Origin of the sequence: Pseudomonas sp. SIMBA_067, from assembly GCF_046534675.1 — a bacterium.
Taxonomy (GTDB): Bacteria; Pseudomonadota; Gammaproteobacteria; order Pseudomonadales; family Pseudomonadaceae; genus Aquipseudomonas; species Aquipseudomonas putida.
Genome location: NZ_JAWRYH010000010.1, coordinates 194,769 through 218,740, shown reverse-complemented (window position 1 = coordinate 218,740; position 23,972 = coordinate 194,769). Strand labels below are relative to the sequence as shown.

Sequence of the window (23,972 nt, the reverse complement as noted above, 5' to 3'; positions counted from 1 at the left end):
AGAAGACTCGAACTTCCACGACCTTGCGGTCACTGATACCTGAAACCAGCGCGTCTACCAATTCCGCCACCTGGGCACACATTCGAGATTAAAAGATGCTTTACAGCGCCGTTCATCTCTACTACAACGTCGGGGTTGTCCGTCGTTGTGGTGCGCACTATACGGACGCTCCCCAAGGCTGTAAACCCCCCAATCAAAAAAAATTTCAAAAAATTCAACTTGTTGATTCCACAGGCCTATTACCGTTCTGGATGCACAGCAGTGGGGGCTGTCCAAGGCAGACATTTCCGGTTTCAATAGGCCTATGCCAGAATTCATATCTATATACCCCAAGGTGAACCCCTTCTGATGGCCGATTGGCAATCCCTCGATCCCGAGGCCGCTCGCGAAGCGGAAAAATACGACAACCCCATTCCCAGCCGTGAGCTGATCCTGCAGCGCCTTGCCGACCGCGGCGAGCCCGCCGCGCGCGAGGAGCTGGCGAAAGAGTTTGGTCTGTATGAAGAAGACCAGATCGAAGCCCTGCGCCGCCGCCTGCGTGCCATGGAGCGCGACGGCCAGCTTATCTATACCCGGCGCGGCACTTATGCCCCGGTGGACAAGCTCGACCTGATCTGCGGCCGTATCTCCGGCCACCGCGATGGGTTTGGTTTCCTCATTCCCGATGATGGCAGCGATGACCTGTTCCTCAGCCCGTCGCAGATGCGCCTGGCCTTCGACGGCGACCGCGCGCTGGCGCGTGTTTCCGGTACTGACCGCCGTGGGCGCCGTGAAGGCGTGATCGTCGAGGTCATCTCCCGTGCCCACGAAAGCGTGGTCGGCCGCTACTTTGAAGAAGGCGGCATCGGCTACGTAACCCCGGACAACCCGAAGATCCAGCAGGAAGTGCTGGTGACTGCCGGGCGTAACGGTGGTGCCAAGATCGGCCAGTTCGTCGAGATCAAGATCACTCACTGGCCAACGCCGCGCTTCCAGCCACAAGGCGACGTGGTAGAAGTCATCGGCAACTACATGGCGCCGGGCATGGAAATCGACGTTGCCCTGCGCAGCTACGACATCCCGCACGTCTGGCCCGAAGATGTGGTCAAGGAAGCGCGCAAGTTCCGCTCCGAAGTCGAAGACAAAGACAAAGAGAAGCGCGTCGATCTGCGTCATTTGCCGTTCGTCACTATCGACGGTGAAGACGCCCGCGACTTCGATGACGCTGTCTATTGCGAACCGCTGGGCAAGCTGCGCCTGTTCTCCGGTGGCTGGCGCCTGTATGTGGCCATCGCCGACGTGTCCAGCTACGTGCGCCTTGGCTCGGCCCTGGACGTCGAGGCCCAGCAGCGCGGTAACTCGGTGTACTTCCCCGAGCGTGTGGTGCCGATGCTCCCCGAAGAGCTGTCCAACGGCCTGTGCTCGCTGAACCCGCACGTCGACCGCTTGGCCATGGTCTGTGAAATGACCATGAACAAAGCCGGCCAGATGGTCGACTACCAGTTCTACGAAGGTGTCATCCACTCCCACGCCCGCCTGACCTACAACAAGGTCAGCAGCATGCTCGAGCACGCCCGCACCCGTGAGGGCAAGGCGCTGCGCGAGGAGTACAAGGCGGTCGTGCCTGACCTGAAGAACCTGTACAACCTGTACAAGGTGCTGTTGGATGCCCGCCACACCCGCGGTGCCATCGACTTCGAGACCCAGGAAACTCGCATCATCTTCGGCGATGAGCGCAAGATCGCGGAAATTCGCCCGACCGTGCGCAACGAAGCCCACAAGCTGATCGAGGAATGCATGCTGGCGGCCAACGTGGCCACCGCCGAGTTCCTGCAGAAGCACGGCGTGCCGGCACTGTACCGCGTGCACGACGGCCCGCCGCCGGAGCGCCTGGAAAAACTGCGTGCCTTCCTGGGCGAGCTGGGCCTGAGCCTGCACAAGGGCAAAGACCCGTCGCCGAAGGATTACCAGGCCCTGCTGGCGAGCATCGCCGGGCGCCCGGATTTCCACCTGATCCAGACCGTAATGCTGCGCTCGCTGAGCCAGGCGGTGTACAGCACCGAAAACAACGGCCACTTCGGCTTGAATTACGAGGCGTACACCCACTTCACCTCGCCGATCCGCCGTTACCCGGACCTGCTGGTGCACCGCGCCATCCGCAGCATCATCCGTTCCAAGGTCGACACCCCGCACGTCAAGCGTGCCGGCGCCATGAGCATCCCCAAGGCGCGCATTTACCCGTACGACGAAAACACCCTCGAGCAGCTTGGCGAGCAGTGCTCGATGACCGAGCGCCGGGCTGATGAAGCCACCCGTGACGTGGTCAACTGGCTCAAGTGCGAGTACATGAAGGACCGCGTGGGCGAAACCTTCCCAGGCGTGATCACCGCGGTGACCGGCTTCGGCCTGTTCGTCGAGCTGACCGATATCTATGTAGAAGGCCTGGTGCACGTCAGTGCGCTGCCGGGCGACTACTACCACTTCGACCCGGTCCACCACCGCCTGTCCGGTGAGCGCACCGGGCGCAGCTTCCGCCTGGGCGACACGATTGAAGTCAAGGTCATGCGTGTTGACCTGGACGAGCGCAAGATCGACTTCGAAGTGGCCGACAAGACGCTTGCTGCGCCGATTGGCCGCAAGCAGCGCGGCGCCGCGCCGGCTGCCGACAAAGCCGACAAACCCGAGCCAGCACCGGTCGAGGCCCGGGCCACGCCGAAGCCGCGCAGCCGCAAGAGCGAAACCTCCGAGGCGTATTTCCCGAAAGACGCCGTGCAGCGTAACGCCGAAGTGCGCAAAAGCCGTGAAATGAAAAAGGCGCTGATGAGCGATGCCCGCACCGGCGGCTCGTCCAGCAGCAAGTCGGACAAAGGTGGCAAGGCCGCCGGCAAGCCGACCAAGCACCGTAAAGGCCCGCCGAAGTCCGGCGCGCCACGCAAGAGCAAGAGCAAGTCATGAGTCAGCTGGAAAAGATCTACGGCGTGCACGCCGTGCAGGCGTTGCTGCAGCACCATCCGAAGCGGGTCAAACAGATCTGGCTGTCGGAAGGGCGCAGCGAGCCACGCCTGCAGACCCTGCTGGCGCTGGCTGCAGAAAACCGTGTGCAGGTTGGCCAGGCCGAGCGCCGTGAGATGGACGCCTGGGTTGAAGGCGTGCACCAGGGCGTTGTCGCCGAGGTGAGCCCAAGCCAGGTGTGGGGCGAATTGATGCTCGAAGAGTTGCTCGAGCGCACCGAAACGCCGCCGCTGATCCTGGTGCTGGACGGTGTTACCGACCCGCACAACCTCGGCGCATGCCTGCGCACGGCCGATGCGGCCGGTGCCACGGCGGTGCTGGTGCCCAAGGACAAGTCGGCGACCCTGACGCCTGTGGTGCGCAAGGTGGCGTGCGGCGCGGCAGAGGTGATTCCGCTGGTGGCCGTGACCAACCTGGCGCGCACGCTCGAGAAACTGCAGCAGCGTGGCCTGTGGGTGGTGGGTACCGCCGGCGAGGCCGAGCAGGAGATCTACCAGCAGGACCTGACCGGGCCTCTGGTGATGATCATGGGCGCAGAAGGCAAAGGCATGCGCCGGCTAACCCGTGAACATTGCGACTTCCTGGTGAAGTTGCCGATGGGCGGTAGCGTCAGCAGCCTGAACGTTTCGGTGGCCACCGGGGTTTGCCTGTTCGAAGCCGTGCGTCAACGCCAGGCCAAGCGCTGATCTTCAGCCTGTTCCGGCCCATTCGCGGGCGCGCCCGCTCCCACAGGTAATCTGCAATGCCAGAGGCATCAGTAAACCTGTGGGAGCGGGCGTGCCCGCGAATGGGGGGTGATGCATTCTGAATATGTTTCAGACTGTTCAAATATTCGCCAATTGCCTTGCTTGTGCGCCACGCCTTCTCTACAATTGCGCCCCTTGCCGAGCTGGCAGGCGCTCATGTGCCTCCCCTCCGTGCAAGACATACAGTGTCATTCACTCCTTGTCTGACCAGATACGCTGGCAGACTACTAACCCGTAAGGAGCATTCATGCGTCATTACGAAATCATCTTCCTGGTTCACCCGGACCAGAGCGAGCAAGTCGGCGGCATGGTTGAGCGTTACACCAAGCTGATCGAAGAAGACGGTGGCAAAATCCACCGCCTGGAAGACTGGGGCCGTCGTCAACTGGCCTACGCAATCAACAATGTTCACAAGGCTCACTACGTGATGCTGAACGTTGAGTGCACCGGCAAGGCCCTGGCCGAGCTGGAAGACAACTTCCGCTACAACGATGCCGTTATCCGTAACCTGGTCATCCGTCGCGACGAAGCCGTTACCGGCCAGTCCGAGATGCTGAAGGCTGAAGAAAACCGCAGCGAGCGCCGTGAGCGTCGTGAGCGTCCTGAGCATGCTGACTCCGCCGAAGGCGACGACAGCAATGACAGCGACTCCAGCGATAACGCTGACGAGTAATCCACGGACCTTTAGAGGAGCCTATTAAATGGCACGTTTCTTCCGTCGTCGTAAATTCTGCCGCTTCACTGCTGAAGACGTGAAAGAGATCGACTTCAAAGATCTCAACACCCTGAAAGCTTACGTATCCGAAACCGGCAAGATCGTTCCAAGCCGCATCACCGGTACCAAAGCTCGTTATCAGCGTCAGCTGGCTACCGCTATCAAGCGCGCCCGCTTCCTGGCCCTGCTGCCCTACACCGACAGCCACGGCCGCTGAGACCGGGTCGTCGACAAGCAGTAAGGGATTAGCATGCGAGCGTTAGCAAGTTTCATCATGCGCGGTCGTGTGCAGGCCACCCTCGTGGTGGTCATCAGCGCGGTACTGCCGCTGCTGTTCTGGTTGAGTGCCGCTGCATGCAGCTTTGTGCTGCTGCGGCGTGGTTTCAAGGATGCTACAACGGTCATCGCCGGCGGCCTGCTGGCCGGGTTGGCTGTGTGGGTCATGGGCGATCCCATCACCTTTCTGGTGATTGCAGGAGCCCTGAGCCTGGCCGCCCTGTTGCGAGCCGAGCATCCCTGGAGCCGGGTGTTGGTGGTCAGTGCCGTGTTCGCCGTGGCTTTCAGCCTCGTGCTCGATCTGGCGCTGGCGCAAACCTTCGATGTGCTGGCCAAGGCGTTTGCCGAAGCCATGCCGAAAATCGAGGGGCAACCCGTGCTCTCCGGTGAGCTGATCCGCCCTGTGCTGGTCGCTTCCACAGCAGTGACGGTGCAATTGTTCAGTGTGCTGGCCTTGGTGCTGGCGCGCTACTGGCAGGCAGCGTTGTACAACCCTGGAGGCTTCGGTCGCGAGTTTCGCGCCCTGAAGTTGCCAAAACAGACCATGGCGGTCTTGGTGGCAGTGATGGTGGTGGCTCCGTTTATCGGGCCGCAGTTCATCATCCTGGCATCGGCTTCGAGCCTGGTACTGGTACTGGCCGGCATCGCTTTGATGCACGGGCTGGTGGCACAGGGCCGACTGGCCGGTTTCTGGCTGGTGGGCATGTACGTGACGCTACCGCTGATCATGCAGCTGATTTATCCGTTGCTGGTGGTTTTGGCCATTGTCGACAGCCTGATTGATTTTCGCGGTCGCAAGTCCCCCAAGGGGAATGACTCCGCGAACGGTGAAGGTTAAAAGTTAAGAGGTTTTACCAAATGGAACTGATCCTGCTGGAAAAAGTCGCTAACCTGGGCAACCTGGGCGACAAAGTAAAAGTTAAGGCTGGTTACGGCCGTAACTTCCTGCTGCCATTCGGCAAGGCCACCGTTGCCAACGCCGCCAACCTGGCTGCGTTCGAAGAGCGTCGCGCCGAGCTGGAAAAAGCAGCTGCTGACCGTAAATCGTCGGCTGAAAGCCGCGCTGCCCAACTGGCCGAGCTGGAAGTGACCATCACTGCCACCGCTGGCGACGAAGGCAAGCTGTTCGGTTCGATCGGCACCCACGACATCGCTGACGCCCTGACCGCCTCCGGCGTTGAAGTGGCCAAAGCTGAAGTTCGTCTGCCGAACGGCACCATCCGTCAGGTTGGCGAATACGACGTAGCCGTGCACCTGCACAGCGACGTTGAAGCCACCGTACGCGTGGTTGTCGTAGCTGCCTAAGCTGCGCTAACTGGCTGGCTCCTTGCGGGTCAGGCGGTTAACATCGGGCACGGTCCTGTTTTATGCAGGCCGTGCCCTTTGTCTTTTTCATCCTCCAGAATTCTTTCGTGGCCATGAACGAGATCACCACCTCCGAACAGCTTGACCTGCAAACCGCCGCCCTGAAGGTGCCGCCGCATTCCATCGAGGCCGAACAGGCCGTGCTCGGTGGCCTGATGCTGGACAACGACGCCTGGGAGCGAGTGCTGGACCAGGTGTCGGACGGCGATTTCTACCGGCATGACCACCGGCTGATCTTCCGCGCCGTGCACAAGTTGGCTGATGCCAACCAGCCATTTGATGTGGTGACCCTGCACGAGCAGCTGGACAAGGAAGGCCTGTCCTCGCAGGTAGGCGGCTTGGCGTACCTGGCCGAACTGGCCAAGAACACCCCGTCGGTGGCCAACATCAAGGCCTACGCCGCGATCATTCGCGAACGGGCCACACTGCGCCAGCTGATCAGCATCAGCACCGATATTGCCGACAACGCGTTCAACCCGCAGGGGCGCAACGCTGCAGAGATTCTGGACGATGCCGAGCGGCAGATCTTCCAGATCGCCGAGGCACGGCCAAAGACCGGCGGCCCGGTAGGCGTCAACGAGCTGTTGACCATGGCTATCGACCGTATCGATACGCTGTTCAACTCCGACAGTGATATCACCGGTATTTCTACCGGCTACACCGACCTGGACGAGAAAACCAGCGGCCTGCAGGCAGCCGACTTGATCATCGTCGCCGGCCGTCCGTCGATGGGTAAAACCACCTTCGCCATGAACCTGGTGGAAAACGCCGTGCTGCGCAGCGAAAAGGCGGTGCTGGTGTTTTCCCTCGAGATGCCAGGTGAATCGCTGATCATGCGTATGCTGTCGTCCCTGGGCCGTATCGACCAGACCAAGGTGCGTTCCGGCCAGCTGGACGACGACGACTGGCCGCGGCTTACCTCCGCAGTCAACCTGCTCAACGACCGCAAGCTGTTCATCGACGATACCGCTGGCATCAGCCCGTCGGAAATGCGTGCGCGCACGCGTCGTCTGGCGCGTGAGCACGGTGAAATCGGCATGATCATGGTCGACTACCTGCAGCTGATGCAGATCCCGGGCTCTTCCGGTGACAACCGCACCAACGAAATTTCTGAAATCTCCCGCTCGCTCAAGGCCCTGGCCAAGGAGTTCAACTGCCCGGTCATCGCCCTGTCGCAGCTGAACCGCTCCCTGGAACAGCGCCCCAACAAACGCCCGGTGAACTCCGACTTGCGTGAATCGGGTGCAATCGAGCAGGACGCCGACGTGATCATGTTCGTGTACCGGGACGAGGTTTATCACCCCGAGACCGAGCACAAGGGGATTGCGGAAATCATCATCGGTAAACAGCGTAACGGCCCCATCGGTTTCGTACGCCTGGCATTTATTGGCAAGTACACCCGCTTCGAGAACCTGGCGCCGGGGATGTACAACTTCGATGACGACGAATAAGCCTGACTAAGTATCGCGACACCTTTCGCTCGCCTCGACGGTGACCAAGAACAACTGCCCTATGATTGCTCTTTCGAGACTTAAAAGCCCCTGCGGCGGTGTCCCAAATAGCGGCCGGTCAACTCCGGCCGCAGAAGGGGCAAGGCTCGGTGTAGTTTATTTGGGATCCCTGATCGTACCGATCGTGACTTTGGTTGAAGTGAAGCCGGGTAATAGCTTGAAATGTTTGTATGCGATAAATTCATCGCCGTTCCTAGCTCTGGTTACTGACACACGGGTTGCATAACCGGAGGAAGCTGCTCCAGTCAATTTGCTCATATCCTCGATGAGTGACGTACCGGACTGCGGGGCAGGCGCGCTGGAGTGACAGCTCAGAAAATGAGTTGGCCGACCCGACATATCAATATCACGATCCAGCTGTCGGTAAAGACGCGCAGCGTTGTACCCGTCCTTGCTACTGCCGATCACCGAACCTGGTGCGCCATGGGCGCTGATATACAAGGTCGATGGCCTGTACCCGTTTGGTTGTTGCTCCATAAAGGCGACGACTCCATCGAATTCAACGAAAACCCTCCCACGATAAGCCTTCTGCGATAGCGTTCTGCCTAGTAGGGTGCCAAATTCTGGAGCCTTTCCTGTAGGGTCGCTGCCATTGATCGGGTCATTGAGGGCAAACGCATAGCAGTTCAATCCTCCTGTTTCAAAAGGGCTTTCCCTGTCCGGGCAGGTGAATCGCATCAGGCCAGGGCTGTAGCTACGATAGCCATTACCCAATAGGTACTGATCAGTAAAAGGCTCCTGATATTCGCCTTTGAAACCTATGGCGGTATTGGCCCTGACGCTGCAGCCGTAAGCGCTGAAAGCTCGTTGCGTCAGTCTCGGTGGCGCGGCGGTCAGGCAAGAGGTGGTAGGCGAGATTTTCATGTCCGAGCCTTTGATGATGCCGATGCAGTTGCAATGCTAGCGTTGCCCTGAGCCGGACGAAACTGTCAAATCTGGCAGGTGCAAAGGCTACAGGTAAAACATCCGACCACCATCGTCGGATTTGGTCAAAATTTGTGCTATATTCCGCGCCCGCGATTTCCCTGCACACCAGAACCGGTCACTGACATGCAAGCAGCCAAACCACTCTACGACTATCCCAAGTACTGGGCCGAATGCTTCGGGCCAGCACCTTTCCTGCCAATGAGCAGGCAGGAGATGGATCTGCTCGGCTGGGATTCCTGCGACATCATCATCGTGACCGGTGATGCCTACGTCGACCATCCGTCGTTCGGCATGGCCATCATCGGCCGCCTGCTGGAAGCCCAGGGCTTCCGCGTGGGCATCATCGCCCAGCCGAACTGGCAGTCGAAAGACGACTTCATGAAGCTTGGCGAGCCGAACCTGTTCTTCGGCGTGGCCGCGGGCAACATGGATTCGATGATCAACCGCTACACCGCAGACAAGAAGATCCGTTCCGACGACGCCTACACCCCAGGTGGCCTGGCCGGCAGCCGTCCGGACCGCGCCAGCCTGGTGTACAGCCAGCGCTGCAAGGAAGCCTACAAGCATGTGCCGATCGTACTCGGTGGCATCGAGGCTTCCCTGCGCCGCATCGCCCACTACGACTACTGGCAGGACAAGGTGCGTCACTCGATCCTGATCGACGCCAGCGCCGACATCCTGCTGTTCGGCAACGCCGAGCGTGCGGTGGTCGAGGTAGCCCAGCGCCTGGCCAGTGGCGAGACGATCGAGAGCATCACTGACATCCGCGGCACCGCGTTCGTGCGCCGTGATACCCCGCAGGGCTGGTACGAGATCGACTCCACGCGCATCGACCGCCCGGGCCGCGTCGACAAGATCATCAACCCGTACGTGAACACCCAGGACACCCAGGCCTGCGCCATCGAGCAGGCCAAGGGCGACCAGGAAGACCCGAACGAAGCCAAGGTCGTGCAGATTCTCGACAGCCCGAGCGTGACCCGGGAAAAGTCGGTAATCCGCCTGCCGTCGTTCGAAAAAGTACGTAACGACCCGGTGCTTTATGCCCACGCCAACCGCGTGCTGCACCTGGAGACCAACCCGGGTAACGCCCGCGCCCTGGTGCAGAAGCATGGCGAAGTGGATGTGTGGTTCAACCCGCCACCCATCCCCATGACCACCGAAGAAATGGACTACGTGTTCGGCATGCCCTACGCCCGTGTGCCACACCCGGCCTATGGCAAGGAGCGCATCCCGGCCTACGAGATGATCCGTTTCTCGGTGAACATCATGCGTGGCTGCTTTGGTGGCTGCACCTTCTGCTCGATCACCGAGCACGAAGGCCGCATCATCCAGAACCGCTCGCACGAGTCGATCCTGCACGAGATCGAAGAGATGCGCGACAAGGTGCCGGGCTTCACCGGCGTGGTCTCCGACCTTGGCGGGCCGACCGCCAACATGTACCGCATCGCCTGCAAGAGCCATGAAATCGAGAAGCACTGCCGCAAGCCGTCGTGCGTGTTCCCGGGTATCTGCGAAAACCTCAACACCGACCACAGCTCGCTGATCGAGCTGTACCGCAAGGCCCGTGCCCTGCCAGGTGTGAAGAAGATCCTGATCGCCTCGGGCCTGCGCTACGACCTGGCCGTGGAGTCGCCGGAGTACGTCAAGGAGCTGGTTACCCACCACGTGGGCGGCTACCTGAAGATTGCCCCGGAGCACACCGAGCGTGGCCCGCTGGACAAGATGATGAAGCCTGGTATCGGCTCGTACGACCGCTTCAAGCGTATGTTCGAGAAGTATTCGAAAGAGGCGGGCAAGGAGCAGTACCTGATCCCGTACTTCATCGCCGCGCACCCGGGCACCACCGACGAAGACATGATGAACCTGGCCCTGTGGCTGAAGGGCAACGGCTTCCGCGCTGATCAGGTGCAGGCGTTCTACCCGTCGCCGATGGCCTCGGCCACGGCCATGTACCACTCGGGCAAGAACCCCCTGCGTAAAGTGACCTACAAGAGTGAAGGGGTGGAGATCGTCAAGAGCGACGAGCAACGCCGCCTGCACAAGGCGTTCTTGCGCTACCACGACCCGAAGGGCTGGCCGATGCTGCGTGAAGCGCTGGAGCGTATGGGCCGCGCCGACCTGATCGGGCCGGGCAAGCACCAGCTGATTCCGCTGCACCAGCCGCAGTCCGACACGTACCAGAGCGCGCGCCGCAAGAACTCGACCCCAGCGGGCAGCCACAAGGTGGGCAAGGACCAGAAGATCCTCACCCAGCACACCGGCCTGCCGCCGCGTGGTAGCGATGGCAGCAAGCCGTGGGACAAGCGTGAGAAGGCCAAGGCCGAGGCGTTTGCGCGTAACCAGCAGGCGGCCAAGGAGCGCAAGGAAGCAGCCAAGGGCGGCAAGGGCAACAAGAAGCCGCGTCAGCCCGTTATTCCGCGCTGATTGATCTATTTGGGGCTGCTTTGCAGCCCTTTCGCGGCACAAGGCCGCTCCTACAAGAAACCGCGATTCCCTGTAGGAGCGGCCTTGTGCCGCGAAAGGACCGCAAAGCGGTCCCAAAAATCTCAGCTTTAGTCAGGCTGCTTGTCGACCCACTTCGGCACCACCGGCGCCACAAAGCTGTCCATCCCGTCCAGCAGCGCGTCCGGCTGCTGCCCCAGCAGCAACATCGCCCGATGTTGCGGCCGCACAAAGCCTTCTTCGACGATATGGTCCAGGAACCCGCCCAGTTTCGTGTAGAAGCCGTTCACATCCAGCAGCCCCAACGGCTTGGCGTGATAGCCCAGTTGCCCCCAGGTCCATACCTCGAACAATTCTTCCAGCGTACCCAGCCCACCCGGCAGTGCGATGAAGGCATCGCTAAGCTCGGCCATGCGTGCCTTGCGCGCATGCATGCCGTCGACCACTTCCAGGCGGCTGAGGCCCTTGTGGCCGATTTCGGCGTTCATCAGGCTTTCGGGAATGATTCCGATCACTTCGCCACCGGCCGCCATGGCCGCGTCGGCAACGGTGCCCATCAGGCCGACCGCGCCACCGCCATAGACGAGGGTCAGGCCGCGGCGCGCAATGGCCTGGCCAAGTGCGATGGCTGCTTCACGGTAGGCAGGGTTGGCGCCGATGCTGGCGCCGCAGAACACACAAACGGAACGTACGGGCATTGCTCATCTCCTGTCACTCAGGTGGTCAGGGTACGGCGCATGCCCGTCGCTTCCAAGGCCACGTTCATTCCGGGCGGGAGAATTCGCAGATGGCGCCCGTTGCCCCGTGGGCATAGGCGGCGAGCAGGCTGTTGATAAATGCAGAGATGGGCATTTGGTATTGCTCCTAAATGAGAGGTTGTCCCATCGTCTATTAAAAGGGCATGATGTGCTCTTAGATTGGTTGTATACAATCCATTGAACAATTCTACTGGCTGGCCTGTTGACACCCCCTTGACCCATATCAGCAAGGGGCTGAACGGTTTCAGGCAGTCTCGCAATTGATAAAACCCTGCCAAGGAGATTCATGATGTTTGCGAAAGCTGTAGCGGTATCCCTGCTGACCCTCGCCAGCGCCTCTGTCTTTGCAGCCGAATGCTCGGTGACTGTCGAATCGACGGACCAGATGTCCTACACCACCAAAGAATTCACCGTCGACAAGAGCTGCAAGGAATTCACCGTCAAACTGACCCACTCCGGCAACCTGCCGAAGAACGTCATGGGCCACAACCTGGTGATCAGCAAGACTGCCGACATGCAGGGCATTGCCACTGAAGGTATGACCCAGGGCATCGATAAGGGCTACCTGAAGGAAGATAACGCCAACATCATCGCCCACACCGCGATGATCGGTGCACCGGAAAAAGAGACCGAAGTGAAGTTCGACACTTCCAAGCTGGAAGCCGGTGGTGACTACAGCTTCTTCTGCACCTTCCCGGGCCACATCTCGATGATGAAAGGCAAGGTCGTCGTCAAGTAAAGACAGCTGTGTAGGCCTCTCGGGCCTATTCGCGGGCACGCCCGCTCCCACAGGTTAATCACTGTTTTCAAGGGCAGTGAAAATCCTGTGGGAGCGGGCGTGCCCGCGAAGCTTTTACGGGGCGAACGGCAATTCGCGCTTGTGCTGGGTCTTGCGGTAGGTAGCAACGATGATATCGAACGCCGCCTGATCAACCGGCAACCCATGCAGGAAGGCATCGATCTGCTGGTAGGTCACGCCATGTGATGCTTCGTCCGGTTTGCCCGGCTCCAGGTCCTCAAGGTCGGCAGTCGGCACCTTCTCCACCAGTGACTCCGGCGCGCCAAAGCTGCGTGCAATGGCCCGTACCTGGTTCTTCACCAGCCCGCTCAGGGGCGCCAGGTCGCAGGCACCATCACCAAACTTGGTAAAGAAGCCCATTACCGCCTCGGCGGCGTGGTCGGTACCGATCACCAGGCCCGCGCGGGCCCCGGCGATGGTGTACTGGGCAACCATGCGGGTACGTGCCTTGACGTTGCCCACCACGAAGTCCACCAGCGTCGGCGAGCCGTTCTTCAATTCCACCACTTCAGCGGCCAATGCCCGCACCGCCGGGGCGATATCCACGGTGTGCACTTCATCGGCCTTGATCACGTCCAGACAGGCCTGGGCGTCATGCTCGTCATGCTGCACCTGGTAGGGCAGGCGCACGGCAATGAAGGTGTATGCCTTGTCGCCGGTTTCGGCCCGCAGTTCATTCACGGCGCGCTGGGCGAGCAAGGCGGCAGTCAGCGAGTCGACACCGCCGCTGATGCCCAGCACCAGGGTCTTGAGCCGGGCGTTGGCCAGGCAATCCTTGATGAACGCCACACGCCGGGCGACTTCGGCCTCGAGCGCTGCAGCGTCGGCGAACGGCGGCTGTACCTTCAGCGCCTGGGCAATCTCTTGCTGAACCGCTTGCATGGGTTACTCCTTGCTGGGGACTTTGAATACGTGGCGCATGTAGGCGACGAAGTTCTCGTCACGGCATTGGGTCTTGGCAGCTTCATCCGAGATCTTGGCCACTGGCGCGCCGTTGCAGTCGGTCATTTTAAGCACGATGTTCATCGGCGCCACACCCGGTATGTCGCAGGTCAGGTTGGTGCCGATGCCAAAGCTGACGTTGATGCGACCGCGTAGGGCACGGAAGATCTCCAGTGAGCGGGTCAGGTTGAGGCCGTCGGAAAACACCAGGGTCTTGGTCATCGGGTCGATACCCAGTTTCTGGTAATGGGCAATGGCCTTCTCCGCCCAGGCCACCGGCTCGCCCGAGTCGTGGCGCAGGCCGTCGAACAGCTTGGCGAAGTACAGGTCGAAATCGCCAAGGAAGGCATCCATGGTGATGCAGTCGGTCAGGGCGATGCCGAGCAGGCCGCGGTACTCGCGCACCCAGCAGTCCAGCGCGGCGATCTGGCTGTCGATCAGGCGCGGGCCGAGTTGCTGGTGGGCCATGATCCACTCATGGGCCATGGTGCCCAGCGGCTTGATATCCAGTTTCCATGCCAGGTCGACGTTGCTGGTGCCGACGAAGCGGGCCGGGAAGTCGTCGCGCAGCACCCGCACCACGTCTTCCTGCACACGGCTGGAAAAGCGCCGGCGGGTGCCGAAGTCGGCTACCTGCAGGTTGGCCAGTTCGTCATCGCTGGCATGCGCGCGCAGCCAGTCGAACTTGCGGTACAGCTGGTCGCGGGCCTCGGCCAGGCGCATGTGCGGGTGCAGATGGCGGTTGCGCACTTCGCTGATGATGGCCAGCAGTGGCACTTCGAACAGGATCACATGCAGCCACGGGCCTTTCAGGCGCAGGAACAGCTGGTCGTTTTCAATGCCGACGTGCACGTAGCGCAGGTTGAAGCGGAACAGGCGCAGAAAGCGCAGGAAGTCGGGTTTGAGGAAGCTGATGCGTTCGAGGAAGGCCAGCTGGCCATCATCCAGGGTGAGGTCGCTGAGCAGTTCGAGCTGGTGGCGGATCTCGCCCAGGTAGGGGCGCAGGTCCTCGCCGTTACGGCAGCGGAATTCCCATTCGACGTCGGCGTCCGGGTAGTTGTGCAACACGCCCTGCATCATCGTGAGTTTGTAGAAGTCGGTGTCGAGCAGGTTGTGCACGATGCGCTCGGCGAATGCGCTCTCGCTCATCAAGGGGGCTCCGGAAGCGGCGAATGGCCGACATTGTGCCAGCCTTTTGGGCCTTGTTGTGTCTGGGCTGGCCTCTTCGCGGGTGAACGCGCTCCCACAGGGCTGCGTATGTGCCAAAACAGAGGTGTTTTTCCGTGCACCGGCTAGCCTTCAAACGGTGCCGCCTGTAGCAGTCGCGCACCAGCGGTGTGCACTTCGGTGACGTCCGCTGTTACAGGGCGGTTGCACGTAAACACTTGCCAGGGTTGCAATGATGGCACATGGCGGTTGCTCCTTGTCTGTACGTGTGGTGGCGCCTGCCGCGCGGCAGACGGTTGCACGCTCAATAAAGAAAAGGCCGTCGGTCGCCTGCAGTGCACCTGCGCAGTGTGTTTTCCCGGAAGACAAAACCTATGGCACGGCCCTTGCTCTGAGCACAGGGTTGAGAAGTTGTAGTGCCAACCAAAAAAAAACTCTAGGAGCACCACCTCATGTCGCAGACGTTTTACAAGAAAGGTTTCCTGGCTCTGGCCGTAGCTACGGCCCTAGGTGTTTCTTCGTATGTTCAGGCCGACGTCAAGATCGGTGTAGCGGGCCCGATGACCGGGGCTAACGCGGCGTTTGGCGAGCAGTACATGAAAGGTGCGCAGGCAGCGGCCGACAAGATCAACGCCGCCGGTGGCGTGAACGGCGAGAAAATCGTCCTGGTCAAAGGCGATGACGCCTGCGAACCGAAGCAGGCCGTGGCCGTGGCCAACCGCCTGGCCGACCAGGACAAAGTGATCGGCGTAGTGGGCCACTTCTGTTCTTCCAACACCATTCCGGCGTCCGAGGTGTATGACGAAGCGGGCATCATCGCCATTACCCCGGGCTCGACCAACCCACAAGTGACCGAGCGCGGCCTCAGCGCCATGTTCCGCATGTGCGGCCGTGACGACCAGCAGGGCATCGTGGCCGGTGACTACATCGTCGACGTGCTCAAGGGCAAGAAAGTCGCGGTGCTGCACGACAAGGACACCTACGGCCAGGGCCTGGCCGATGCGACCAAGGCGCAGCTTGAGAAGCGCGGCGTCAAGCCGGTGCTGTATGAAGGCCTGACCCGTGGCGAGAAAGACTTCAGCGCCGTGGTTACCAAGATCCGTTCCACCGGTGCCGACGTGGTGTACTTCGGCGGCCTGCACCCAGAGGCCGGCCCGCTGGTCCGCCAACTGCGCGAGCAGGGCCTGAAGGACGTCAAGTTCATGTCCGATGACGGCATCGTCACCGACGAACTGGTGTCCACCGCCGGCGGCAAGCAGTACGTCGATGGTGTGTACATGACCTTCGGCGCCGACCCACGCCTGTTGCCAGACAGCAAGGCCGTGGTGGAAGAGTTCCGCAAAGGCGGTACCGAGCCCGAAGGCTACACCCTGTATGCCTACGCTTCGGTACAAGCGCTGGCCGCAGCCTTCAATGGCTCCAAATCCAACAAGGGCGAAGACGCCGCCAAGTGGCTCAAGGCCAACCCGGTGCAGACCGTGATGGGCGAGAAGAAGTGGGACAGCAAGGGTGACCTGACCGTGTCCGACTACGTGGTCTACCAGTGGGACAAAGACGGTAAATACCACCAGCTGGAAAAACAAAAATAATAACGGCCCACGGCCCGGGCTGATGCCCGGGCCCAAGCCTCTGCGGTACCTGTCTTTATTCGGAGATCTGCACGGTTCTGCACTGCGGGGGCCGCTTTATCCGTGGCCTGCCGTGGTCGGCGCTCGTGCAATCTCAATCAGGTGAGATTGCGTTATGGATGGTATTTTCCTGCAGCAACTGGTCAACGGCCTGACCCTCGGGTCGGTCTATGGCCTGATCGCCATCGGCTACACAATGGTCTATGGCATCATCGGCATGATCAACTTCGCGCACGGCGAGGTGTATATGATTTCCGCGTACCTCGCGGCAATCAGCCTGGCATTGCTGGCCTATTTCGGCGTCGAGTCGTTCCCGCTCCTGATGTTGGGCACGCTGTTGTTCACCGTCGTCGTCACGGGCGTCTATGGGTTCACCATCGAACGCATCGCCTACAAACCCCTGCGTAACTCCACCCGCCTGGCGCCGCTGATCAGTGCCATCGGCATCTCGCTGATCCTGCAGAACTACGCACAGATCAGCCAGGGCGCCCGCCAACAAGGCGTGCCCACCCTGCTTGAAGGGGCCTTGCGTGTCGAAGTCGGCACCGGCTTCGTGCAACTGACCTACACCAAGATCTTCATCCTGATCGCCGCCTTCGTGGGCATGGGCCTGCTCACCTACGTGATCAAGTACACCAAGCTCGGCCGCATGTGCCGTGCCACACAGCAAGACCGCAAGATGGCCTCGATCCTGGGCATCAACACCGACCGGGTGATTTCGTACGTGTTTGTCATCGGTGCGGTAATGGCCGCCTTGGCCGGTGTGCTGATCACCATGAACTACGGCACCTTCGACTTCTATGCCGGCTTCATCATCGGCATCAAGGCGTTCACCGCCGCAGTGCTCGGTGGTATCGGCTCGCTGCCTGGCGCCATGCTTGGCGGCATCATCCTGGGGATTTCCGAGTCGCTGTTCTCTGGCCTGATCAACTCCGACTACAAGGACGTGTTCAGCTTCTCGCTGCTGGTGATGATCCTTATCTTCCGCCCACAAGGCCTGCTGGGTCGCCCGCTCGTGGCTAAGGTGTGAACATGTCCGTTGCCAAAACTGCCTCTGCTTCCGAAACCAAGGGTTTCGACCTTAAACGCAGCCTGCTGGAGACCCTCGTCGCCGGCCTGCTGGCACTCATTGTGTTTGGCCCGGTCGTCGGCGTGGTGCTCGACGGCTACACCTTCAATGCCGAGCCGCGCCGCGTAGCCTGGCTGGTCGGCGGGGTGATGGTGGGGCGCTTCCTACTCAGCCTGTACCTGCAGACCGCCGCTGGCGTGCGCATGCTCCAGGGCTTCGATAACGGTGGCTCTGGCGTGCATGTGAACGCGCCGGACTACAAGTCGCGCTTGCGCTACATCATCCCGGCGCTGGTGGTGATTGCCATCGTCTTCCCGATCTTCGCCAACAAGTACCTGCTGACCGTCGTCATCCTCGGGCTGATCTACGTGTTGCTGGGGCTTGGCCTTAACATCGTGGTCGGCCTGGCCGGCCTGCTCGACCTGGGCTACGTGGCGTTCTACGCCATTGGCGCCTACGGCCTGGCACTGGGTTACCAGTACCTCGGCCTGGGTTTCTGGAGCGTGCTGCCCCTGGCGGCCATCGCCGCCGCGTTGGCGGGGTGCATACTGGGCTTCCCGGTGCTACGAATGCACGGTGACTACCTGGCTATCGTGACCCTGGGCTTTGGCGAGATCATCCGCCTGGTGCTGAACAACTGGCTGTCGTTCACCGGAGGCCCCAACGGCATGCCGGCGCCTTCGCCAACCTTCTTCGGCCTGGAATTCGGCCGCCGGGCCAAAGATGGCGGGGTACCGATCCACGAGTTCTTCGGCTTCGATTACAACGCCAACCTCAAGTTCGTGTTCATCTACGCGGTGCTGTTCCTGGTGGTGTTGGCCGTGCTGTACATCAAGCACCGCCTGACCCGCATGCCGGTAGGCCGCGCGTGGGAAGCGCTGCGCGAAGACGAGATCGCCTGCCGCTCGATGGGCCTGAACCACGTGCTGGTCAAGCTTTCGGCGTTTACCCTGGGTGCCTCCACGGCTGGCCTGGCGGGGGTGTTTTTCGCCACCTACCAGGGCTTCGTCAACCCGTCGTCGTTCACCTTCTTCGAGTCGGCGCTGATCCTCGCCATTGTCGTGCTGGGTGGCATGGGCTCGACCGTGGGCGTGGTGATTGCAGCGTTCGTGCTGACCGTGGCGCCCGAACTGCTGCGCAGCTTCTCCGAATACCGGGTGCTGCTGTTCGGCGTGCTGATGGTGCTGATGATGATCTGGCGACCGCGTGGGCTGATCCGCATCAGCCGTACCGGTGTGACCCCGCGTAAAGGAGTGGCGCCATGAGCGACGATATCATTCTCTCTGTCGACAACCTGATGATGCAGTTCGGTGGCATCAAGGCGCTGAGTGATGTCAGCCTGAAGGTCCGGCGCAACCAGATCTTCGCCCTGATCGGCCCCAACGGCGCCGGCAAGACCACGGTGTTCAACTGCCTGACCGGCTTTTACAAGGCCAGTGGCGGGCGCATCGAGTTGAACGTGCGCGGCACCCACACCAACGTCATCCAGTTGCTTGGCGAGCGCTTCCAGGCGGCGGACTTCGTGTCGCCGGCGCGCTTTGCCAACCGCCTGTATTACAAGATGTTCGGCGGCACACACCTGGTCAACCGCGCAGGCCTGGCGCGCACCTTCCAGAACATCCGCCTGTTCAAGGAAATGTCGGTAGTGGAAAACCTGCTGGTGGCCCAGCACATGTGGGTCAACCGCAACCTGCTGGCCGGGGTGCTCAACACCAAGGCCTACCGCAAGGCCGAAAGCGACGCGCTGGACCATGCGTTCTACTGGCTGGAAGTGGTCGACCTGGTTGACTGCGCCAACCGCCTGGCCGGCGAGCTGTCGTACGGCCAGCAGCGCCGCCTGGAAATTGCCCGGGCCATGTGCACGCGGCCGAAGATCATCTGCCTGGACGAACCGGCGGCGGGCCTGAACCCGCAGGAAACCGAAGCCCTAAGCCGCATGATTCGTGTGCTGCGTGACGAGCATGACATCACCGTGGTGCTGATCGAGCACGACATGGGCATGGTCATGAGCATTTCCGACCATATCGTGGTGCTGGACCACGGCAACGTGATTGCCGAAGGCGCGCCGCAGGAAATCCGCCACAACCCGACGGTGATCGCCGCCTACCTGGGTGCAGATGAAGAGGAACTGGTATGAGTGCACCCATTCTCGAACTGAAGGACCTGGACGTGTTCTACGGGCCGATCCAGGCGCTGAAAAAGGTTTCGATGCACATCAACGAAGGCGAGACGGTCAGCCTGATCGGTGCCAACGGTGCCGGCAAGTCCACCCTGCTGATGTCGATCTTCGGCCAGCCGCGGGCGGCATCCGGGCATATCGTCTATCGCGGCACCGACATTACCCGCAAGTCGTCGCACTACATTGCTTCCAACGGTATTGCCCAGTCGCCGGAAGGACGCCGGGTATTCCCCGACATGACCGTCGAGGAAAACCTGATGATGGGCACCATCCCCATCGGCGACAAGCATGCCGCTGAAGACATGCAGCGCATGTACGAACTGTTCCCGCGGCTGAAGGAGCGGCGTACCCAGCGGGCCATGACCATGTCCGGTGGCGAGCAGCAGATGCTGGCGATTGCCCGGGCGCTGATGAGCCGGCCGAAGTTGCTGTTGCTGGATGAGCCCTCGTTGGGGCTGGCACCGATCGTGGTCAAGCAGATCTTCTCGACCCTGCGTGAGCTGGCCAAGACCGGGATGACCATTTTTCTGGTGGAGCAGAACGCCAACCATGCCTTGAAGCTGTCCGACCGGGCTTATGTGATGGTCAACGGGGAGATTCGCATGACCGGCACCGGGCAGGAGCTGCTGGTCAACGAGGAAGTGCGCAACGCCTATCTTGGCGGGCACTGAGTTACATCCGGGGCTGCAAAGCAGCCCCATTCCCATGTGGACAACTTGCCGCGCCTTATTCGCGATACACGCCAATACCCCCTCGCAAGCCCTTGTTTCCACAGGCTTGATCTTGTCCACGGATAATGTGGAGCCGCCTGTGGAAAACATGGTGGCATCTCGCTCCAGCCCTTTGGTTACAAGCCCTGCAGCGATGCGATCATTTTTTGATCACATGGTTCCTGTTGATGACTTTTCAGGGTTTTTCACAGACCCGAAAGCACCTGGAAATCAATGCCAAAGCTGTGGATAACTCTGTGGGAAAACCTTGGACAGACTGCTGCAGGCTGCATGCTTGAAAGCTTTGCATCCTCAACGAAAAGATATCCACCGACCACCCAACGCTGAAAGGGTTCCGCACTGTGGACGAGTTGCCCCCAATCTGTGGGGAAAGCCTTGTGGATAACATGCGCATAGCTGGCGCCGAGCCTTCTGCCGCAAGGGTTTGCCGGACATGTACAAAAAATGTACAGCGCCCTGAACGGCTTGCTGCCCGCGCGCGGCGCGGGCATGCTGCAAAGCTGCCGATGACAACCTACCGTGAGGAACAGAGCATGACGTCCACCGTATTCATCACTGGCGCCACTTCCGGTTTCGGCGAGGCCACCGCCCGCCGCTTTGCCGAAGCTGGCTGGAAGCTGGTGCTCACTGGCCGCCGCAAGGAGCGCCTGGATGCCCTGTGCGCAGAGCTGTCGGCCAAGACCGAGGTCCACGCCCTGGTGCTCGACGTGCGTGACCGCAAGGCCATGGAGCAGGCCATCGCCAGCTTGCCGGCCGGGTTCGAGAAGATTCGCGGCCTGGTCAACAACGCCGGCCTGGCACTGGGTGTGGATGCGGCGCAGAACTGCAGCCTGGACGACTGGGAAACCATGGTCGACACCAATATCAAGGGCTTGATGTACACCACCCGCCTGCTGCTGCCACGCCTGATCGCCCACGGTCGCGGCGCGTCGATCCTCAACGTAGGTTCTGTGGCGGGCAACTACCCGTACCCGGGCAGCAACGTGTATGGCGGCACCAAGGCCTTCGTCGGCCAGTTCTCGCTAAGCCTGCGCTGCGACCTGCGCGGCACTGGTGTGCGCGTGAGCAACATCGAGCCGGGCCTGTGCGAGAGCGAGTTCTCGCTGGTGCGGTTCGGCGGTGACCAGGCCAAGTACGACGCCACTTACGCGGGTGCCGAGCCGATCCAGCCGCAGGACATTGCCGAGACCATCTTCTGGATCCTCAACCAGCCAGCGCACATCAACATCAACAGCCTGGAGCTGATGCCGGTGAGCCAGGATTGGGCAGGGTTCTCCATCGACCGTTCGGTCAAGGGCTGATTCAGGAAAGTGGGGCCGCTTTGCGGCCCATTCGCAGCACAAGGCTGCTCCTACAGGCATTGCGCAGGTTTCGGTAGGAGCAGCCTTGTGCTGCGAAAGCGTCAGCTCAGGCGCTGCAACCCTTCCAGGCAAGTCGCCAGATGGTAGGGCGTAGTAGAAGGCATATCATGTCGGCTGACGTTGCCCTCACCATCTCGGCACTCATACCAGCCCGCTTCGCGCAAGAACCGCGCTTGCAGCGCCTGCAACTGGTCAACCAGCTTCGCCTCACTCCCCGCGCGCAGCACCAGCGCCCGCAGGTACTCCGCCTGGGCCCAGATGCGTTGCGTGGCATCCAGCACCCGGCCATCCACATCCAGCATTGCCAACACTGCCCCATTCTTCACCCCGAACTGCTCGGCAAAGCCGAACGCCCGGTCAATGGATGCATGCAGTGGCGTGTCACGCAGTAGCGGTGAGGTGTGCAGCAGGTAGAACCACTCGAACTGATGCCCCGGCTCGAACCAGTTATCCACAGCCCCGCGTGGCTTTTCCAGCATCAGGCCATGGGCTGGTTCGACGAAGTGCGCCTGCAGCGCTTCACACAACTGCAGCAGCGACTGCTGGGTATGTTCATCAACGCGCACCGCCAGCACCTGCAGGAACGCCTCGGCCAGGTGCATCTGTGGGTTCTGCAGCGGGCCGCTGCCCAGGTCAGCCCAGTCTTCGCCCAGGCTGGCCTCGTACAGGCCATCGTCACGGGCGAATTGCTGGTCGATGATGCCCAGCGCAGCGTTCAGGGTGGATTCCACCAGGCTTTCGCGCACCTTGCCCCAGTAGTGCGCGCAGGCAAAGACGATGAATGCGTGGGTGTACAGGTCCTTGCGCCGGTCCAGCGGCTTGCCTTGGGCGTCGATGCTGTAGAACCAGCCACCGTGCTCGGCATCGTGGAAGTGCTTTTGCAGCGAGCGGAACAACGCCGCCGCGCGCTCGGCCGCGCCCGGTTGCCCGATACGGCTGCTGAACAGGTACAGCTGGCGGGCGCAGGCCATGGCCCGGTAGCGCTGCGCCGGCAACGGTTGGTGCTTGGCGTCTAGCGCCTCGTAGGGCAGGGCCATGTCGGCATTCCAGCCTGGGCCTTGCCACAACGGCACGATGCATTCGGCGAAGTGCTGGTTGAAGCGGGCCAGTTCAGGCAGGGTGGGGCGGGGGTTGGACATTTCGGCGCTCGTCGCTGTCGGGCAGGGCGCCATGGTAGCAGAACTGGGGTTTTCGGTAGCCTGTGCCGGCCCATCAGCCCGGGTTGCCGAGCCCTTGCCAATGCCGCGCGCCGACGAAGATGAAGCGCAATTGCTGGGTGATCTTTTCCTGCGCCGTCAGCGCCTGTGGATAACCCGATTCGGGGCTGTCGATAAGCTCGGGCAGGGTCGCGAACACAGTCTTCACCACAAGGTCGGCCATCACTGACAGCGCGGCGTTGTCCAGGTGCTGCCAGCGCTTCATGCGCGCCAGGTCGGTGGCCAGATCGTCGCTGATGTCCTGGCGCAGGCGGGCAATGGCCTGGCGCACGGCCTGTGAGCCACCGTATTGCTCGCGGGCCAGAAACAGGAACTGCGCGCGGTGAGCAGCCACCACGTCGAGGAAAATGCGCACCGAAGCGTCTGTGATGCCGCCCAGTTCGAATTCGTTCTGGCGCACCAGGCGGATGGTCTGGCGGAAGGTGGTGTCGATTTCGGCCACCAGGGCCAGGCCGAGGGCGTCCATGTCGGGAAAATGCCGGTAGAAGCCGGTGGGCACGATGCCGGCCGTCTTCGCCACTTCACGCAGGCTGATACTGCCGAAACCACGGCCACTCTCCATCAGCAGGCAGGCGGCATCGAGCAGGGCCTGGCGGGTCTGTAGTTTCTGTTCGGCGCGCGGCAGCATGGTGCGGGCTTCTGTGGCGGTAAGGCTGGGCACTCTAGATAAAAAAACAAAGCCCGGTCAATGGACCGGGCCTGGAGGGGAGCACGCGTTGTGACTCAGGTTGTTCTTTTCGGCCATGGCGATCAGCTCACACGGCTGAGTTCAACCAGGCGATCCGAGCCACCTTCAGCGACGCGGCCACTGCGTTCGATCAGGCGATCCGAGCCACCTTCAGCGACGCGGCCAGTGCGTTCGATCAGGCGATCCGAGCCACCTTCAGCGACGCGGCCAGTGCGTTCGATCAGGCGATCCGAGCCACCTTCGGCAACACGGCCACTGCGTTCGATCAGGCGGTCAGAGCCCCCTTCGGCAACGGTTTTCAGCGGCTGGGCGATTTCGGCAGCGCTGGAGCGGGATTCGGCGGTCAGGTGTTGTTCGTCGGCTGGCAGGGCAAAAGCATTGGCAGCCAGGATGGACAGGGTCAGGGTCAGCAGGTGGCGTTTCATGATTTCGGTGCTCCTCTCGGGGGCTGGAAAGTGGG

General features: G+C 61.3%; 22 protein-coding genes. 15 read left to right on the top strand and 7 right to left on the bottom strand.

Annotation, left to right across the window (positions count from 1 at the left end):
• Positions 1-348: 348 nt before the first annotated feature.
• The 7 genes from rnr (at position 349) to dnaB (ending at position 7,544) form a co-directional block, all read left to right on the top strand.
• A complete protein-coding gene (gene rnr / locus SB765_RS21480) occupies positions 349-2,934 on the top strand; it encodes a ribonuclease R (RefSeq protein WP_341796904.1) in 2,586 nt (861 codons plus the stop codon).
• Positions 2,931-3,677, top strand: a complete 747-nt coding sequence (gene rlmB / locus SB765_RS21475) for a 23S rRNA (guanosine(2251)-2'-O)-methyltransferase RlmB (RefSeq protein ID WP_016489436.1) — start codon at positions 2,931-2,933, stop codon at positions 3,675-3,677. The genes rnr and rlmB overlap by 4 nt, the downstream gene beginning before the upstream one ends.
• 307 nt (positions 3,678-3,984) lie before the next feature.
• Complete coding sequence (gene rpsF / locus SB765_RS21470) at positions 3,985-4,410, top strand: 30S ribosomal protein S6 (RefSeq protein ID WP_003249557.1); 426 nt, start codon at positions 3,985-3,987, stop codon at positions 4,408-4,410.
• Positions 4,411-4,438: 28 nt separating this feature from the next.
• Positions 4,439-4,669, top strand: a complete 231-nt coding sequence (gene rpsR, locus SB765_RS21465) for a 30S ribosomal protein S18 (RefSeq protein ID WP_003249563.1) — start codon at positions 4,439-4,441, stop codon at positions 4,667-4,669.
• 33 nt (positions 4,670-4,702) lie between these two features.
• Positions 4,703-5,566 carry a hypothetical protein gene (locus SB765_RS21460; protein WP_043198105.1) on the top strand — a complete coding sequence of 288 codons (864 nt, stop codon included), beginning with the start codon at positions 4,703-4,705 and terminating at the stop codon, positions 5,564-5,566.
• Positions 5,567-5,586: 20 nt separating this feature from the next.
• Positions 5,587-6,033 (top strand): 50S ribosomal protein L9, encoded by a 447-nt coding sequence (rplI, locus tag SB765_RS21455; protein WP_012316464.1) that lies wholly within the window; start codon positions 5,587-5,589, stop codon positions 6,031-6,033.
• A gap of 113 nt (positions 6,034-6,146) precedes the next feature.
• On the top strand, positions 6,147-7,544 hold the full coding sequence (gene dnaB, locus SB765_RS21450; protein WP_341796903.1) for a replicative DNA helicase: 1,398 nt from the start codon (positions 6,147-6,149) through the stop codon (positions 7,542-7,544).
• Between the two features lie 156 nt (positions 7,545-7,700).
• Here dnaB and SB765_RS21445 read toward each other — a convergent pair whose 3' ends face one another.
• Positions 7,701-8,468 carry an RHS repeat-associated core domain-containing protein gene (locus SB765_RS21445; RefSeq protein WP_341796902.1) on the bottom strand — a complete coding sequence of 256 codons (768 nt, stop codon included), beginning with the start codon at positions 8,466-8,468 and terminating at the stop codon, positions 7,701-7,703.
• A 186-nt stretch (positions 8,469-8,654) separates the two neighbouring features.
• Here SB765_RS21445 and SB765_RS21440 point away from each other — a divergent pair, with 186 nt between their 5' ends.
• A complete protein-coding gene (locus SB765_RS21440) occupies positions 8,655-10,955 on the top strand; it encodes a YgiQ family radical SAM protein (RefSeq protein WP_341796901.1) in 2,301 nt (766 codons plus the stop codon).
• Between the two features lie 128 nt (positions 10,956-11,083).
• Here the strand turns inward: SB765_RS21440 and SB765_RS21435 are convergent, their stop codons facing one another.
• On the bottom strand, positions 11,084-11,671 hold the full coding sequence (locus tag SB765_RS21435) for a TIGR00730 family Rossman fold protein (protein WP_341796900.1): 588 nt from the start codon (positions 11,669-11,671) through the stop codon (positions 11,084-11,086).
• Between the two features lie 349 nt (positions 11,672-12,020).
• Here SB765_RS21435 and azu point away from each other — a divergent pair, with 349 nt between their 5' ends.
• Positions 12,021-12,470, top strand: a complete 450-nt coding sequence (azu, locus tag SB765_RS21430; protein ID WP_016501867.1) for an azurin — start codon at positions 12,021-12,023, stop codon at positions 12,468-12,470.
• Positions 12,471-12,584: 114 nt separating this feature from the next.
• On the opposite strand, the gene nadE is transcribed toward azu, so the two are convergent.
• Entirely contained in the window at positions 12,585-13,412 is an 828-nt protein-coding gene (nadE, locus tag SB765_RS21425) for an ammonia-dependent NAD(+) synthetase (RefSeq protein ID WP_016501866.1), read from the bottom strand.
• 3 nt (positions 13,413-13,415) lie between these two features.
• Positions 13,416-14,621: a nicotinate phosphoribosyltransferase gene (gene pncB, locus SB765_RS21420; RefSeq protein ID WP_341796899.1), complete on the bottom strand. Its 1,206-nt coding sequence runs from the start codon at positions 14,619-14,621 to the stop codon at positions 13,416-13,418.
• A 470-nt stretch (positions 14,622-15,091) separates the two neighbouring features.
• On the opposite strand from pncB, the gene SB765_RS21415 reads away from it, so the two are divergent.
• From SB765_RS21415 to SB765_RS21390, 6 genes are all read left to right on the top strand, one after another.
• Positions 15,092-16,228: a branched-chain amino acid ABC transporter substrate-binding protein gene (locus SB765_RS21415; RefSeq protein WP_174370709.1), complete on the top strand. Its 1,137-nt coding sequence runs from the start codon at positions 15,092-15,094 to the stop codon at positions 16,226-16,228.
• 154 nt (positions 16,229-16,382) lie between these two features.
• On the top strand, positions 16,383-17,297 hold the full coding sequence (locus tag SB765_RS21410) for an ABC transporter permease subunit (protein WP_016489422.1): 915 nt from the start codon (positions 16,383-16,385) through the stop codon (positions 17,295-17,297).
• Positions 17,298-17,299: 2 nt separating this feature from the next.
• The gene (gene livM, locus SB765_RS21405; RefSeq protein ID WP_016501862.1) at positions 17,300-18,601 is read left to right on the top strand and encodes a high-affinity branched-chain amino acid ABC transporter permease LivM; all 1,302 of its coding nucleotides are present in this window, start codon (positions 17,300-17,302) and stop codon (positions 18,599-18,601) included.
• Positions 18,598-19,473 (top strand): ATP-binding cassette domain-containing protein, encoded by an 876-nt coding sequence (locus SB765_RS21400; RefSeq protein ID WP_063423426.1) that lies wholly within the window; start codon positions 18,598-18,600, stop codon positions 19,471-19,473. Before livM ends, SB765_RS21400 begins: the two co-directional genes overlap by 4 nt.
• Entirely contained in the window at positions 19,470-20,186 is a 717-nt protein-coding gene (locus SB765_RS21395) for an ABC transporter ATP-binding protein (protein WP_043198088.1), read from the top strand. Before SB765_RS21400 ends, SB765_RS21395 begins: the two co-directional genes overlap by 4 nt.
• Before the next feature lie 593 nt (positions 20,187-20,779).
• On the top strand, positions 20,780-21,547 hold the full coding sequence (locus SB765_RS21390; RefSeq protein ID WP_341796898.1) for an SDR family oxidoreductase: 768 nt from the start codon (positions 20,780-20,782) through the stop codon (positions 21,545-21,547).
• Positions 21,548-21,648: 101 nt separating this feature from the next.
• Here the strand turns inward: SB765_RS21390 and SB765_RS21385 are convergent, their stop codons facing one another.
• From SB765_RS21385 to SB765_RS21375, 3 genes are all read right to left on the bottom strand, one after another.
• Positions 21,649-22,746, bottom strand: a complete 1,098-nt coding sequence (locus SB765_RS21385) for an AGE family epimerase/isomerase (protein WP_341796897.1) — start codon at positions 22,744-22,746, stop codon at positions 21,649-21,651.
• A 73-nt stretch (positions 22,747-22,819) separates the two neighbouring features.
• Positions 22,820-23,452 (bottom strand): TetR family transcriptional regulator, encoded by a 633-nt coding sequence (locus SB765_RS21380; protein ID WP_410931867.1) that lies wholly within the window; start codon positions 23,450-23,452, stop codon positions 22,820-22,822.
• Positions 23,453-23,574: 122 nt separating this feature from the next.
• Entirely contained in the window at positions 23,575-23,937 is a 363-nt protein-coding gene (locus SB765_RS21375; protein ID WP_410931866.1) for a hypothetical protein, read from the bottom strand.
• Positions 23,938-23,972 lie beyond the last annotated feature (35 nt).

Bases quoted from the DNA above. Each gene is read 5' to 3' on its own strand.
- azu (WP_016501867.1), top strand. From the start codon at position 12,021: ATGTTTGCGAAAGCTGTAGCGGTATCCCTGCTGACCCTCGCCAGCGCC.
- SB765_RS21435 (WP_341796900.1), bottom strand. From the start codon at position 11,671: ATGCCCGTACGTTCCGTTTGTGTGTTCTGCGGCGCCAGCATCGGCGCC.
- livM (WP_016501862.1), top strand. From the start codon at position 17,300: ATGTCCGTTGCCAAAACTGCCTCTGCTTCCGAAACCAAGGGTTTCGAC.
- SB765_RS21390 (WP_341796898.1), top strand. From the start codon at position 20,780: ATGACGTCCACCGTATTCATCACTGGCGCCACTTCCGGTTTCGGCGAG.
- rplI (WP_012316464.1), top strand. From the start codon at position 5,587: ATGGAACTGATCCTGCTGGAAAAAGTCGCTAACCTGGGCAACCTGGGC.
- nadE (WP_016501866.1), bottom strand. From the start codon at position 13,412: ATGCAAGCGGTTCAGCAAGAGATTGCCCAGGCGCTGAAGGTACAGCCG.
- SB765_RS21460 (WP_043198105.1), top strand. From the start codon at position 4,703: ATGCGAGCGTTAGCAAGTTTCATCATGCGCGGTCGTGTGCAGGCCACC.
- SB765_RS21395 (WP_043198088.1), top strand. From the start codon at position 19,470: ATGAGTGCACCCATTCTCGAACTGAAGGACCTGGACGTGTTCTACGGG.
- dnaB (WP_341796903.1), top strand. From the start codon at position 6,147: ATGAACGAGATCACCACCTCCGAACAGCTTGACCTGCAAACCGCCGCC.
- SB765_RS21445 (WP_341796902.1), bottom strand. From the start codon at position 8,468: ATGAAAATCTCGCCTACCACCTCTTGCCTGACCGCCGCGCCACCGAGA.
- rnr (WP_341796904.1), top strand. From the start codon at position 349: ATGGCCGATTGGCAATCCCTCGATCCCGAGGCCGCTCGCGAAGCGGAA.
- SB765_RS21415 (WP_174370709.1), top strand. From the start codon at position 15,092: ATGTCGCAGACGTTTTACAAGAAAGGTTTCCTGGCTCTGGCCGTAGCT.
- SB765_RS21410 (WP_016489422.1), top strand. From the start codon at position 16,383: ATGGATGGTATTTTCCTGCAGCAACTGGTCAACGGCCTGACCCTCGGG.
- rpsF (WP_003249557.1), top strand. From the start codon at position 3,985: ATGCGTCATTACGAAATCATCTTCCTGGTTCACCCGGACCAGAGCGAG.
- rlmB (WP_016489436.1), top strand. From the start codon at position 2,931: ATGAGTCAGCTGGAAAAGATCTACGGCGTGCACGCCGTGCAGGCGTTG.
- pncB (WP_341796899.1), bottom strand. From the start codon at position 14,621: ATGAGCGAGAGCGCATTCGCCGAGCGCATCGTGCACAACCTGCTCGAC.
- SB765_RS21380 (WP_410931867.1), bottom strand. From the start codon at position 23,452: ATGCTGCCGCGCGCCGAACAGAAACTACAGACCCGCCAGGCCCTGCTC.
- SB765_RS21385 (WP_341796897.1), bottom strand. From the start codon at position 22,746: ATGTCCAACCCCCGCCCCACCCTGCCTGAACTGGCCCGCTTCAACCAG.
- SB765_RS21440 (WP_341796901.1), top strand. From the start codon at position 8,655: ATGCAAGCAGCCAAACCACTCTACGACTATCCCAAGTACTGGGCCGAA.
- rpsR (WP_003249563.1), top strand. From the start codon at position 4,439: ATGGCACGTTTCTTCCGTCGTCGTAAATTCTGCCGCTTCACTGCTGAA.
- SB765_RS21400 (WP_063423426.1), top strand. From the start codon at position 18,598: ATGAGCGACGATATCATTCTCTCTGTCGACAACCTGATGATGCAGTTC.
- SB765_RS21375 (WP_410931866.1), bottom strand. From the start codon at position 23,937: ATGAAACGCCACCTGCTGACCCTGACCCTGTCCATCCTGGCTGCCAAT.